The organism is Mediterraneibacter glycyrrhizinilyticus (assembly GCF_015560805.1).
Taxonomy (GTDB): Bacteria; Bacillota; Clostridia; order Lachnospirales; family Lachnospiraceae; genus Schaedlerella; species Schaedlerella glycyrrhizinilytica_A.
Window position 1 is genome coordinate 38,112 of record NZ_JADMSO010000003.1, and the last position, 13,903, is coordinate 52,014.

Annotated in this window: 11 protein-coding genes and 1 pseudogene; 5 read left to right on the forward strand and 7 right to left on the reverse strand. The window is 46.8% G+C overall.

What is annotated here, in order from left to right; genetic code table 11:
* Positions 1 to 63: 63 nt before the first annotated feature.
* From phnW to I2H87_RS03855, 4 genes and pseudogenes are all read right to left on the reverse strand, one after another.
* Positions 64 to 1,098, reverse strand: a complete 1,035-nt coding sequence (gene phnW, locus I2H87_RS13800) for a 2-aminoethylphosphonate--pyruvate transaminase (protein WP_022152539.1) — start codon at positions 1,096 to 1,098, stop codon at positions 64 to 66.
* Entirely contained in the window at positions 1,091 to 2,626 is a 1,536-nt protein-coding gene (locus I2H87_RS14135) for an ABC transporter substrate-binding protein (RefSeq protein ID WP_408631510.1), read from the reverse strand. The genes phnW and I2H87_RS14135 overlap by 8 nt, the downstream gene beginning before the upstream one ends.
* 71 nt (positions 2,627 to 2,697) lie before the next feature.
* Entirely contained in the window at positions 2,698 to 3,816 is a 1,119-nt protein-coding gene (locus I2H87_RS14140) for an ABC transporter permease subunit (RefSeq protein ID WP_330611473.1), read from the reverse strand.
* A pseudogene (locus tag I2H87_RS03855) lies at positions 3,813 to 4,542 on the reverse strand (ABC transporter ATP-binding protein). Before I2H87_RS03855 ends, I2H87_RS14140 begins: the two are co-directional and overlap by 4 nt.
* Positions 4,543 to 4,761: 219 nt before the next feature.
* On the opposite strand from I2H87_RS03855, the gene uraA reads away from it, so the two are divergent.
* A complete protein-coding gene (gene uraA, locus I2H87_RS03860; RefSeq protein WP_195609467.1) occupies positions 4,762 to 6,018 on the forward strand; it encodes a uracil permease in 1,257 nt (418 codons plus the stop codon).
* 37 nt (positions 6,019 to 6,055) lie between these two features.
* A complete protein-coding gene (locus tag I2H87_RS03865) occupies positions 6,056 to 7,186 on the forward strand; it encodes a DUF362 domain-containing protein (protein WP_022152545.1) in 1,131 nt (376 codons plus the stop codon).
* A 111-nt stretch (positions 7,187 to 7,297) separates the two neighbouring features.
* On the opposite strand, the gene I2H87_RS03870 is transcribed toward I2H87_RS03865, so the two are convergent.
* Together I2H87_RS03870 and asnA are read right to left on the reverse strand one after the other, a co-directional pair.
* Complete coding sequence (locus I2H87_RS03870; RefSeq protein ID WP_009268423.1) at positions 7,298 to 7,468, reverse strand: hypothetical protein; 171 nt, start codon at positions 7,466 to 7,468, stop codon at positions 7,298 to 7,300.
* 123 nt (positions 7,469 to 7,591) lie between these two features.
* Positions 7,592 to 8,602 carry an aspartate--ammonia ligase gene (asnA, locus tag I2H87_RS03875; protein WP_009268422.1) on the reverse strand — a complete coding sequence of 337 codons (1,011 nt, stop codon included), beginning with the start codon at positions 8,600 to 8,602 and terminating at the stop codon, positions 7,592 to 7,594.
* 241 nt (positions 8,603 to 8,843) lie between these two features.
* Between asnA and I2H87_RS03880 the strand changes: the two genes are divergently transcribed.
* Together I2H87_RS03880 and I2H87_RS03885 are read left to right on the forward strand one after the other, a co-directional pair.
* Positions 8,844 to 9,569 carry an ABC-2 transporter permease gene (locus tag I2H87_RS03880; RefSeq protein ID WP_009268421.1) on the forward strand — a complete coding sequence of 242 codons (726 nt, stop codon included), beginning with the start codon at positions 8,844 to 8,846 and terminating at the stop codon, positions 9,567 to 9,569.
* Between the two features lie 49 nt (positions 9,570 to 9,618).
* On the forward strand, positions 9,619 to 10,446 hold the full coding sequence (locus I2H87_RS03885; RefSeq protein ID WP_009268420.1) for a PHP-associated domain-containing protein: 828 nt from the start codon (positions 9,619 to 9,621) through the stop codon (positions 10,444 to 10,446).
* Between the two features lie 146 nt (positions 10,447 to 10,592).
* Here the strand turns inward: I2H87_RS03885 and I2H87_RS03890 are convergent, their stop codons facing one another.
* Complete coding sequence (locus tag I2H87_RS03890) at positions 10,593 to 11,477, reverse strand: helix-turn-helix transcriptional regulator (RefSeq protein WP_009268419.1); 885 nt, start codon at positions 11,475 to 11,477, stop codon at positions 10,593 to 10,595.
* Positions 11,478 to 11,624: 147 nt separating this feature from the next.
* Here I2H87_RS03890 and I2H87_RS03895 point away from each other — a divergent pair, with 147 nt between their 5' ends.
* Positions 11,625 to 13,892, forward strand: coding sequence for a glycogen/starch/alpha-glucan phosphorylase (locus I2H87_RS03895; protein ID WP_195609380.1), 2,268 nt, complete (start codon positions 11,625 to 11,627; stop codon positions 13,890 to 13,892).
* Positions 13,893 to 13,903 lie beyond the last annotated feature (11 nt).

Consider the following 13,903-nt stretch of genomic DNA (forward strand, 5'->3'; position numbering starts at 1 on the left):
TCTCTTTCTAAGTCTTTTTTTGCCGGCCAGTTATGTTCAAACTGCGGGCGGTTTGTGTGGTTGTCAGTCGGCATTCATCTGCGCGAAGAAGTCTTTGAGGATCGCTGTCAGTTTCAGAATGTCCTCCTCGTAGATCTCTCCGATATTTCCAATCCGGAATGTATCGGCGTCTGTCACTTTTCCCGGATAGATCGCATAGCCGCGGTCTTTGATATACTCGTACATTTCCTGAAACGAGAACTGGTGATGTTCCGGATAGAAAAATGTCGTGATGATCGGTCCCTGATATTCGTTATCGATATACGGACGGATCCCCATTTTTTTCATTTCAGAGATCAAAAGACGGTTGTTGTCATAGTAGCGTTTGGAGCGCGCTGGGATCCCTCCCTCTTCGTCCAGTTCCTCCAGTGCTTTTGCAAATGCGAGTACGGTGTGGGTCGGGGAAGTGAATCTCCATTTGCCGTCTTTTTCCATTGTTTTCCACTGGTCGTAGAGATCCAGGGAGAGACTCCGTGCTTTCCCCTCACATGCAGCCAGACTGTCGTGCCGACAGATGATAAACGAGAAGCCGGGAACGCCTTGAATACATTTATTGGCGCTGCTCACGATGAAATCGATCCCAAGTTCGCCTACCGGGATGTCCACGCCGCCGAAACTGGACATAGCGTCTACGATCATTGTTTTTTCGGCAGATTTTACAACGTTTGTTACAGACGCAATATCATTTAAAATACCGGAAGTTGTTTCACTGTGTACCATCGCAACATGAGTGATCTCCGGGTGTTGGGAGAGGAGATGGGCAACTTCATCGGCGGATGGGATCCGGTCATACTTCACACGGTACATCAGATAGTTTAATTTTGCGTGCTCGGCGATATCAGCCATACGCTCTCCGTATGCGCCGTTGGCGATGATCAGCAGCGTGTCGTCTTCTCCGACGGCGCTGGTCAGAATGGATTCCACGCCGAAGCTTCCGCTGCCCTGCATCAAGACTACCGTGTAGTCTTTCTCTGATACATGGGCAAGTTCCAGCAGTTTTGCACGGATCTTCTGGGTGATCTGTTTGTAATCGTCATCCCATGTGCAGTGGTCAGCCATCATCTCTCTTTTTACAGCGCTCCGAAAATTCCTGATGTCCGGTAAGCAGATCTGTCGTCAATGGTTCCGGAAATTTGCTCGGATAGGCTGATTGGTTAGCTTCATTTACCGTCTCACCCTCGTAGAGTGGGTTCGGATAGGTCTCTTGTAATTCTTCCCGCACATATTTGACGATGCATTCTGCCATTTCCATGGCGAGCGGGTTTGTTTTCTCCTTTTTGTCAATCACGGCAACAGATTCGGTCAGCGCATAATTCCCTTCGACCGGATCGATCGCCAGGATCGGCATTCCGTCTTTTTGATCTGCCACAGCCTGATGGCGCAGACCGAAACCGACGGCGACTTCTCCGGAGCGTACTTTTTTGATCGGACCGGATCCGGAATCTTCCAGATGAGGTCCCGCATTTTTGTAGATACCGCTTAATATTTCCTGAGCCTCATCCTCTGCATAGGCGCCTAATAGAGCCTGGATCAGAAGCCATGCAGTGGAAGAACTCTTAATGTCTGTGACAGAGATCTCATTTGCATAGACCGGATCCGCAAGATCTTTGATCGATGTCGGGACCGGAAGTCCAAGACGATCCATTTCTTCTGTGTTGATAAAGATCGCGCCCTCCTGCGAAGTGAGCGGTCGATAATAGGACGGCATCGGTTCCAGTGTCGGCGTAGAAAAATCCAGTTCTGCAAACATTTCGTTGGTGCTCTGGGCGCTGTCGAGATAGAAAGAACTCATAGTGACAAGATCGGCTTCGATCGCAGTTCCCTCTGCCATCAGTTTTCCGCCCAGTTCGGATGTACCGAATGTCTGGAAGAGATATTGGTCTTTGTATCCGTTTTCGTCCAGTGCATGTTTGATCGCGGTGACAGCTTCGTCATCTGCATTGGAGTAGATCACGACCGGCTGCTCGGCTTCGGATTTTCCGGACAGCGCGTTTACGCCAAAAAAGCAGATGATCAGCGCCATGACCGCAAGTGCGGCGCGCCGTATAAAGACGCCGGTCTTTTTTGAATCGGTATTTTTCTTCTTTGCATTCTCTCTCCAGACCGTGATCAGGGAAAAGATTCCTTTGGCGGCAAGATTCGTAAAAAGAATGCAGAGCGACAACACGAAAATTTTATTGAATCCCGCAAAATGCTGCAGTTCTTTGATCTTCGTTGTGATGACCATTGTCCTGGCTCCGGCAATAAAGATGACGGCGCTGACAGTCACCATTGCGTTGATAAAGTAGTAGCTGAACACTTCCAGAAGCGTTGGCAGGGCGTTGGGAGTTACGACCCGGAAGATCGTTTTCATCCAGTTGTCGCCCATCAGCATCGCAGTCGTCTCCCAGGAGGCGTTCATCTTTTCCAGCGAACTTTTCATCATCAGATATGGCGTGGAAAAATAATGCACCACGTTGCACAGGATCATCAGAAGAAACGTATTCTGCAGGGAAGTTCCGGAGAACGTCAGGAGAAATGCGATACCAATGACCATTCTGGGAACCGTATTTGTCACAAGCGCAATGCTCTCGAGTATATTCTTCATGTTTTGCGGCAGCTTGCTCCGCGCCGTGACAAGCGCAGCGCCGTATGCGGTCAGAGAGCCGGCACATGCGGTCAAAAATGCGACGAGAAGCGAGTTTTACATGCGGTCAAAAATGCGACGAGAAGCGAGTTTTTAAAGACGTCTGCAAGAACCCGGTCCTGAAATACTTCCCGCACATGTTCCGTTGTAAATGTAAGCTGATAGGGCCATTCCTGCACAAAAGGCACAAGGAAAATGACGGCGAAGATCAGAAGCATCACAACGAGGAGTATGCCGCAGAAAATCCCGCAGAAGACGTCCCGTATCCGGTTTTTCTCATTTTCGACAGCGGAGATCTTGTTGTATCGCACATTGTACCGCTCCAGATAATGCAGGAGTAAAATACTGAGCACGGATGGTACGAGCATCACCATGGCGATCACGGCGCCTTTGTTGAAATCCGGAATGCTTCCAAGCATTTCATCATAGAGAAGAGATGCCAGCACTTCGTATTGCCCGCCGACGGATGCCGGAATACCGAAATCGGTAAAGGCGAGGAAAAAACTCTGGATAAAGGAGGCGGCAAGCGTTCCGGTCAGCGGACGCAGGATTGTGATAAAAAAGGTTTCGCTTTTCTTGTCTCCCATCAGAGCAGATACGACCATAAATTTCTTGTCGATATACCCCATCGTGTTGTGGATCAGGAGAAATGCAACCGGCAGTGTATAGATCACATAGCCGATCAGCAGTCCCGGAAGTCCGTAGATCGGAAACAATTGATGCCCGAGGATGCGGGTGAGCAGCCCCTGCTTTCCAAATGTGTAGATCAGAGCAAAACCGTATGTGATCGTCGGCAGCAGCATCGGGAGAACGGCTCCGGTGCGGATGATCTTCAGAAATCCGTGAGGGAGGTTCGTGTAATGGATCGTGTACGCAAGCAAAAATGCGAGGACTGTCGTGATCAGCGCGCTGCCTCCGGCAGCGAGAAAACTGTTTCCGACGGCGCTCCAAAATCCGCTGCGGGTAAATACTTCAATATAATGTGTCCAGAAAGCGCCGCCGGAACTTTGGAACGATTTTAAAAGCAGCATGGCGATCGGCGCCGCAAGAAAAAAGAGAAAGAGCGTCAGAACCGCAAAAAAAATCAGTTTCAGTTCTATATGCGATCTGATCATACGTTTGAGCTTTGGGAGGAGAGCTTCTTTCTTCATGCGCGGACCTCACTTTGAAATAAGGTGAAAATATTACTTCGTTTGATCTCAAGCTGGTTTAAAATAAATTCCCGGATTGTCCGGATGGTGGATGATCTCTTCCGGTCTGGCAAACTGTGAGATCTTTCCGTTGTTGATGATCAGGACACGGTCGGATAATGTGAGCGCTTCCTCCGGATCATGGGTGACGATGATCGTTGTCAGATGAAATTCTCTCGCGATCATTTTGATCCGTTCTTTGATGGACTCCTTGATCACGCCGTCCAAAGCGCTTAAAGGTTCGTCCATAAGAAGAACTTTCGGTTTCATGATCATGGTTCTGGCAAGGGCAACACGCTGCTTTTGCCCTCCGGAAAGCTGCTCGATCTTCTTGTCTAAATGTTCTTCCAGATTCAAAAGCCGTATCATTTCTCCAACTTCTTCTTTTGTGGAACGATCCGGATTGTTTTTCAGCCCGTAAACGATATTTTCGTAAGTGTTTAAGTTCGGAAACAGCGCATAATCCTGAAAGACGATGTTGAATCCGCGCTTTTCCATCGGGACATCGGTGAGATCTTTTCCATTGAAGATCAGTTTGCCGCTGTCGATCTCGGTGATGCCGAGAATCAGATTCAGCAATGTGGTCTTTCCGCTTCCGGATGGACCGAGAATGGAAATGATCTCTCCATCTTCAATTTGAAGATCGATACCGTTTAAAATAGTCTTTCCGCCAAATGATTTTCTGATTTTTTCAGTTCAAGCATTTTATGTAAACTCCTTTCTTGAGATGCAGGATCGGTATCCTTATCGGATGCAGGAATCCTTATAAAGATTTTCCGGTTTTTTTATGCAACCAAATCGGGGTGAAGTGTTTGTTAAGCCTGTGTAAAACATAACCGGTTTACCTCCGGGGCGTTGTATGATATAGTAGGTAAGAAAGAAAAATACAGGAGAAATGAGAGGAAGATTATGGAAAAAAGAATCATTCAGGTTGAGGAAAAGGTGCCGGCAAAGCTGCTGATCCCTTTGAGTATCCAGCATATGTTTGCGATGTTCGGGGCATCGGTTCTCGTTCCATTTGTGTTCGGGATCAATCCGGCGATCGTACTGTTTATGAATGGCGTCGGTACATTGCTGTTTATCCTGATCACGAAAGGAAAAGCTCCGGCATATCTGGGATCCAGTTTTGCGTTTTTAGCGCCTGCGGGAATTGTGATCACAAAATTTGGTTATGAATATGCGCTGGGAAGTTTTGTGGCAGTCGGTTTCTGCGGCTGTATTCTGGCGCTGCTTATTTACAAGTTCGGATCGGACTGGATCGACGTGGTACTGCCTCCGGCTGCAATGGGACCGGTCGTCGCTTTGATTGGACTGGAATTATCCGGTACGGCGGCAAGCAATGCGGGACTTCTGGAGGAAAAGATCCAGCCGGAAAATGCGATCGTATTTTTTGTGACGTTGGGAGTTGCGGTATTTGGTTCGATCATGTTTCGGAAGTTTCTGTCCGTTATCCCGATCCTGATCGCCGTGATCGCCGGATATGCGGCAGCGCTGGCGTGTGGAATTGTTGATTTTACGGAAGTAAAGGCGGCTTCGTTCTTTGCGCTTCCGAACTTCTCATCGCCGAAGTTCAGTATGGAGGCGATTCTGATCATGCTCCCGGTGATCCTGGTCATTGCTTCGGAACACATCGGACATCAGATCGTGACGAGCAAGATCGTCGGTCGGGATCTGATCAAAGATCCGGGACTTCACCGAACGTTGTTTGCGGACAACTTTTCCACGATGCTCTCGGGAATGATCGGATCGGTTCCGACAACGACATATGGAGAGAATATCGGTGTGATGGCAGTGACCGGCGTATACAGTGTGCGTGTCATTGCGGGCGCGGCGGTGCTTTCGATCATCTGCTCATTCGTGGGAAAATTGTCTACGCTGATCAGTACGATCCCGGGACCTGTGATCGGCGGAATTTCATTCCTGCTCTACGGAATGATCGGAACATCCGGAATCCGTATTCTTGTAGATTCTAAAGTCGATTATGGAAAGTCAAGAAACTTAGCTCTGACCTCGGTTATTTTTGTGACGGGACTTTCGGGAATTGCGGTAAAGTTCGGAGATATTGAACTGAAAGGTATGGTGCTTGCCAGTGTAGTCGGTATGGTCTTAAGTCTTGCATTTTATATATTGGACAAATTCCATTTGACAAATGATGCAGAATAAAAATGCAGAATCAACAAAAGAAAAGGAGGCGGTTCAGATGGAAAAAGCAAAAGTATATTACACCGATTTTCGTGCAAAGTTAGGGGAGGGGCTTCCGACGAAGCTTCAGCGCCTGATGAAAAAAGCGGGGATCTCAGAAATCGACATGGAGAATAAATTCGTGGCGATCAAGATGCATTTCGGGGAGCTTGGCAATTTGAGCTTCCTGCGTCCGAATTATGCGAAAGCGGTGGCGGACGTTGTGAAAGAACTTGGCGGAAAGCCGTTTCTGACGGATTGTAATACGCTGTATCCGGGAAGCCGGAAAAATGCGCTGGAACACTTGTATTGTGCATGGGAAAACGGATTTACCCCGATGACAGTTGGGTGTCCGATCCTGATCGGCGACGGTCTGAAAGGAACCGATGATATTGAAGTTCCGGTGCAGGGCGGCGAGTATATCGAAAAAGCGAAAATCGGACGTGCAGTGATGGACGCGGATATTTTCATCAGCCTGACCCATTTCAAAGGACATGAGGCGACCGGATTCGGCGGTGCGATCAAGAACATCGGAATGGGATGTGGTTCCCGTGCGGGAAAGAAAGATCAGCATGCCAACGGAAAGCCGACGATCGACGCAGAAGCATGCAGTGGCTGTAAGCAGTGTCTGAGAGAATGTGCAAATGATGGATTATCTTTCGATGAAGCGAGCCGAAAAATGACAGTGAACGCTGAGAATTGTGTCGGGTGCGGACGTTGTATCGGAGCATGTAACTTCGATGCGATCAGTTTTGAGGACAGTGCGGCGACGAAAGTACTGAACAGCAGAATGGCAGAGTACACAAAAGCGGTGCTCGACGGAAGACCGAACTTCCATATTTCACTTGTGGTGGACGTGTCTCCGAACTGCGACTGTCATCCGGAAAATGATGCGCCGATCCTCCCGAATATCGGAATGTTTGCATCGTTTGACCCGCTCGCGCTGGATCAGGCCTGTGTGGATGCCTGTCTGAAAATGACTCCGCTTCCGAACAGTCAGCTTTCGGATCGGATGGCAGCGGAACATTTCTGTGATCACCACGATCATTTTGAAAATACAACGCCAAATTCCGAATATAAGACGTGTCTTGCACATGCGGAGAAGATCGGTCTCGGGACAAGAGAGTATGAACTGATCTTTATGAAATAAAAAGTTTACAGATAAAAAATAAGCAGCAGAAAAAGTAAAATGAAATTCTGCTGCTTATCTTTTTTTTATTTTTCTTTTGTCAGTTTCCATGGTCGGTATGAACCTCCGGTCTTATTTGCGGAGTGCTGAGAAATTACCGCTCATAGCCAGAAGTCCGTTGATCACCATTTCACCATTTTCATTCCAGTATTTTTTGAATGCGTTGATGATAGCTTCACCTAATTTTTCCTGTGCTTCCATGAAATATTTTGCATCTTCCGGTCTGATTGTTAATGTATACATATCGATCTCTCCTTTTCGTTTTCTTTATGTTTTATGTTTTCCTTGCTACGTGTATTATAATAGCACGTAGTTTTACGAGAGTTTAGATATGTATTTGACAAATAATTAGGTCAATATTGACATCTAAAGAAGATGAATACCATGTTCGCGCGCGTAGGTCAAAATATCTTCCGGCCAGAGAGAAGACTGGACTTCTCCGATGTGAGCCTTGCGTAAATAATACATACAGATACGGGACTGGCCGATTCCGCCGCCGACTGTGTAAGGCAGTTCACAGTTCAGGAGAGCTTTCTGGAAATCCAGTTCGGCACGATCTTCGCATCCGGCAAGTTTTAACTGACGGCGGAGAGCATCTTCGTCTACACGGATTCCCATGGAGGATAGTTCCAGAGAAATATCGAGAACCGGATAGTAGACGATGATATCACCGTTCAATTCCCAGTCATCGTAGTCCGGCGCACGTCCGTCATGCGGTTTGCCGGAGGCGAGTGTCTTGCCGATCTGGGAAATGAATACCGCGCCTTTGGATTTGGCGATACGATACTCCCGCTCTTTCGGTGTGCATTCCGGAAAGAGCTCTTCCAGTTCCTGGGAAGTAATGAAGAAAATATCATCGGGCAGAAGCGGTTCGATGTAGTTGTATCTTCTGGAGATGAAATCTTCGGTCTCTTTCAGCGCACTGAATACTTTGCGGACTGTGTATTCCAATGTTTCCATATTCCGTTCTTCTTTGGAGATTACTTTTTCCCAATCCCATTGATCGACATAAATAGAATGGATATTATCGGTATCTTCATCCCGGCGGATCGCGCTCATATCGGTGTAAAGTCCCTCGCCGGAGTGGAAGCCGTAGTGTTTCAGAGCGTATCGTTTCCATTTGGCGAGAGAGTGTACGATCTCGGCAGGTGCGTCCTCCTGTTCTTTGATACCAAAAGAAACAGGGCGTTCCACACCATTTAAGTTGTCGTTGAGACCGGACTTCGGGGTGACAAATAATGGAGCGGATACACGGGTAAGGTGCAATGATTTTGCAAGTGACCGCTCAAAATGATCTTTGATCTCCTTGATCGCAACTTCTGTCTCGCGGATCGTCAGCGGAGAGGCATAGCCGTCTGGGATGATTAAATGTTCCATAGTAAGACTCCTTTTTGATTTGATAGTTATGTATTGATCCATAGATATTCCTATTTTAAAGAGAAGCATTCAAAAAGTCAAATGCTTTTACGGTGATAGCAGAAACGATGGAAGGAACACTGGCAGAAACGTCATTCACAAAGCGGTGAAAAACTTGTATGTACGGTGTAAAATTGGTATAATAAGATTGTCCGAGGGGAGAAGACCGGACAAATTCAAAAGAGGGAACAGGTAAATAAATATGGAGTTTTTATTAGAAGCGGATCAGATCATGGATCAGGCGGAGCGATTACAGACACAGCTTGCACAAGGCAATGAAACCGTAACATTCCTTTTTCTTTTGACGGGAGTGATCGGATTTCTGTGGTGTTTTTTGGGATTGAAACTGGTGCGGCTATGGGCGGCACTGCTCGGATTTTTTATGGGATTTGTGTTGGGATGTGGTGCGGCGATGGCGTTGAACCTTACGATGACAGTCAGTCTGGTGATCGGCGGTGTGGTCGGTATCCTGCTGGCGGTTTTGTCGGCGTGGCTTTACCATGTCGGTGTATTTCTCGTCGTGTGGGCAGCAGGGATTTCGGTCAGTCTGACAGTTGTCCGACCGGAGAATTTCCTATATGCGGTGCTTTGCGGCGTAGTCGGGCTTGTGATCGGCGTGATAGCTGTCCGGTTTGCGGAACCGGTGACGATGGTGATGACCGGACTGTATGGTGCGATTGTGCTGGCAGATGTGGTTTCATTTTTTGCTTCACTTGAAGCTGCATGGATGGCTCCGGCGCTGACTGCCGTATTTGCAGTGCTTGGAATTGTCGCACAGTTTTTACTGGAATCAAGAAAAAGGAAAAGAATACATTTAAAGAAAGCGGAGGAGATCCGGCAGAAGTATTCCACCGAGAATGAAGTGGAAAAAGCAAGAGCAATGATGGAAGCGCTGGAACAAGAATCAAAAGAAGAAATCGAAGAATGACAGCGAGTCTGTAAAGGAAGAAATGCTTGGAGCGGAAAGGAGCCTGCATATGAAGATAGATATGCATTGCCATGTAAAGGAAGGGTCGATCGACAGCAGGGTCAGCGTGGATGAGTACATTACCCTTTTGAAGAAAAAAGGTTTTCAGGGAATGGTGATCACAGACCACAATACTTATAATGGGTATCGGTATTGGAAAGATCATATCAAAGGGAAGCGGCATACGGATTTTGTCGTTCTGAAAGGAATCGAGTACGATACAAGAGATGCGGGGCATATGCTTGTGATCATGCCGGAGGGAGTGAAGATGCGGCTGTTGGAGCTGCGGGGAATGCGCGCGTCGGTGTTGATCGATCTTGTGCACCGGAACGGCGGTGTGATCGGACCGGCACATCCTTATGGGGAGAAATATCAGAGTTTTGCCAACACAAAGAGGTTTTATAAGTCTCCGGAATTGATCAAACGGTTTGATTTTGTGGAGGCATATAACTGCTGTGAGCCTGCTGCGGCTAATGAAAAAGCACTGCGGCTCGCAAAGAAGTATGGGAAAGTGACGGTGGGAGGCAGTGATTCGCATAAGACGAATTGTGTCGGAAAAGCATATACGATCCTGCCGGAACCGGTAACCTGTGAGACGGAACTTATTTCTATGATCCATAAGAAAACGGTGTTTGAGACCGGCGGAACTTATTACGACAAGACGACGAAAGAACGGATGGGAAAAGTGAACAAGATCCTTGTCTATTCTTTCTGGCTCTATAATAAAGGAGGAGAACTGCTGAGGCGGCACGGTCGCAATGCGAAAATGGATCTGGAAAATCCGGTGGATCCGATCGACCCGATCGAATTGTATTATACAGGACATGGCGATTTATGAGAAGCAGACGCAAAAATGAAAACAGCGGATGGATCTGCATCGGTATAGGGGGGCAGATCTCATCCGTTTTTTTTATTTTTATCAAAGTCCGGGCTTGCCCGAGACCTTGGCGACTGCTTACAATCCCGGAATGTGCCTTTTGGCACTTACGATGATTTGATATCCCGGTACTTTCCCGGGGAAATGCCGTATTTCCGTTTGAACATGCGGTTAAAATAAGAAAGATTCTCGAATCCGGACCGGGCGGCAATTTCCAGCAGGGAAAGATCGGTGGCACGAAGCATTTCCGCTGCGCGGGCGAGCCGGTAATCGTTCAGATATTCGGTAAAGCCTTTTCCGGTATAGGTTTTAAAAAATTTCATAAAATGCGATTTACTGTAATAAGTCAGCTCTGCGACTTTTTCCACGGAGATCGGCTCGGAAAAATGCGCTTCTATATAAGAGAGGATGCGTTTCATTTTTTCAAGATGCTTTGTCTGCGATCTGGTAAAAGAAGTCTGTTCTTTTTGATGACAGACAAGATGAAAAAGAAATTGAAACAGCCATCCTTTGACAGCAAGCTGATAACCGGTCGGTCTGGCGGAGCAAAGATGGTCTATTTCACGGATACAGGAAGAAATTTCCGGATAATAGGAGCGTGCCGGCGTCAGAAATGTATCCGCGGAAAGTTCTGCTTTTGTCAGCGGAAGAATGTAGTTTTCGGCACACAGATCCGGTGCTCCCGAAATCAGCATGGAGGGGAGAAAAAGAATATTTTCGTACTCCATAGCATAGGTATCCAGACCGGAAATACTGTGGAGCTGTCCGGGGAGGATCATGACAATATCACCCGCAAAAACAGTTTCTGTCTGAAAGTTGACCGAAACGCGTCCGCGTCCCTTGTGGATCACGACAAGTTCCATTTCATCGTGCCAGTGAAGCGGAACTTCGGTGAAATCCCGCGGAATAGAACAAAGATAAGTATTGTATGGGAATTCTGCGGATGTGTGGTTTTTTGCTTCGTGATATCGTTGATATTCCAGATTGTCCATGGAAATCTCCCTTTCTAAAACAGATGAAAAATGATAGGATCGTGCAATAAAAGAATATCATGCTGCAAGAAAATTCTCAAGAGGTGTATTAAAATACAGTTTAATAAGAATGAATTTCATAAGAATGGGAAGAGGAGTTTTGGAAATATGAAAATGGAAGAAATGCTTCGGGAAAAGCTTGGAAAAGAAATTGCTCAGGTAGGCGATGAAGAAATCTATGTGGCGCTGCTTGAAATCGTGCAGGGGCTTGCAAAAGAAAAAGAAGCGGACGAGACAAAGAAAAAAGTTTATTATATTTCGGCAGAGTTTTTGATCGGAAAATTATTATCCAACAACCTGATCAATCTCGGTCTTTATGAAGAGACGCGTAAGGTATTGGCTGAAAACGGAAAAGAACTGAGCCGGATCGAGGAGATCGAACCGGAGCCGTCGCTTGGAAACGGCGGACTCGGAAGACTTGCGGCGTGTTTTTTGGATTCGATGGCAACATTGGGGCTTTGCGGAGCGGGGATCGGACTGAACTATCACCTTGGACTGTTCCGTCAGAAATTTGAAGATCATTTGCAGAAAGAAGAGCCGAATCCGTGGATCGAGCCGGAGAGCTGGCTTGTCAGGACGGATGTGTCTTATCCGGTTTCTTTTCGCGGCATGACGCTTAAATCCAGAATGTATGAGATCGCGGTGACCGGATACCGGAACCGCACGAATAAACTGCATTTGTTTGATGTGGAGACGGTGGATGAGGAAATCGTAGAAGAGGGGATCACATTTGATAAAGAAGAAATCCGGAAAAATCTGACGTTGTTCTTATATCCGGATGACAGTGATGAGAATGGGTGTCTGCTGCGTATTTATCAGCAGTATTTTATGGTGAGCAATGCAGCGCAGCTGATTCTGGATGAATGTACGGCGAAAGGATGTACGCTGTATGATCTTCCGGACTATGCCGTGATCCAGATCAATGATACGCATCCGACGATGGTGATTCCGGAACTGATCCGTCTTCTGACGGAGCGCGGATTGAAGATGGACGAGGCGATCGACGTCGTATCGAAAACCTGCGCTTACACTAATCACACGATCCTTGCGGAAGCGTTGGAAAAATGGCCGGTTTCTTATTTAAAGAAAGTAGTTCCACAGCTAATGCCGATCATCGAAATACTGGATGATAAAGTCCGCAGAAAATATGAGGACGAGCGTGTGGCGATCATCGACCGGAACGATGTTGTGCACATGGCGCATATCGATATCCACTACGGATTCAGCGTCAATGGCGTTGCGTCACTGCACACGGAGATTTTGAAAGAAAACGAGCTGAATCATTTTTATAAGATTTATCCGGAAAAATTCAATAATAAGACGAATGGAATCACATTCCGCAGATGGCTTCTGCACTGCAATCCGAAGCTTGCGGCATTATTGGATGAAGTGATCGGAGAGGATTACCGGACAGATGCGTCCAAACTGGAGAAGCTGCTCGATCATGCGGAAGACGAACAGGTCCTGGAGCGGATCCTGTCGATCAAAAAAGAAAATAAACGGGCATTATGTACTTATTTAAAAGAGACGGAACAGATTGACGTGGATCCGGATTCCATTTTTGATATACAGATCAAACGTCTGCATGAATATAAGAGACAGCAAATGAACGCCCTGTATGTGATCGGAAAATATCTGGATATCAAAGCGGGAAAAATTCCGAAAACGCCGATCACGGTTCTTTTCGGAGCGAAAGCCGCTCCGGCGTATGTGATCGCCAAGGATATTATTCATCTCATCCTCTGTCTGCAGGAAATAGTGAACAATGATCCAGAAGTAAGTCCATATTTGAAAGTTGTAATGGTGGAAAACTATAATGTGACAAAAGCAGAGAAGCTGATTCCGGCGTGTGACATTTCCGAACAGATCTCTCTTGCATCGAAAGAAGCAAGCGGAACAGGAAATATGAAATTCATGCTGAACGGCGCAGTAACGCTCGGAACGGAAGACGGTGCAAATGTGGAGATCCATGAACTTGTCGGAGATGAGAATATTTATGTATTCGGTGCGTCCAGCGATGAAGTGATCGCACATTATGAAAAGGCAGATTATAAGTCAAAGGAATTTTATGAAGCAGATGAAAGAATCAAAGCGGCGGTTGATTTTATTACGAGTGAGAAAATGCTCGCAGTCGGTCAGGAAGAAAATCTGAAGCGTCTGCAGGCAGAATTGCTGAATAAAGACTGGTTTATGACACTTTTGGATCTGAAAGCCTACACAAAAGCAAAAGAAGAGGCATTTGCAGACTGGACAGATCAAAAGGCGTGGGCGAAGAAGATGCTGATCAATATTGCGAAAGCCGGATATTTTTCATCGGATCGTACGATTGAAGAATATAACCGTGATATTTGGCATTTAGAGAAGTCAGGTATTTAGAAAAGCAAAAA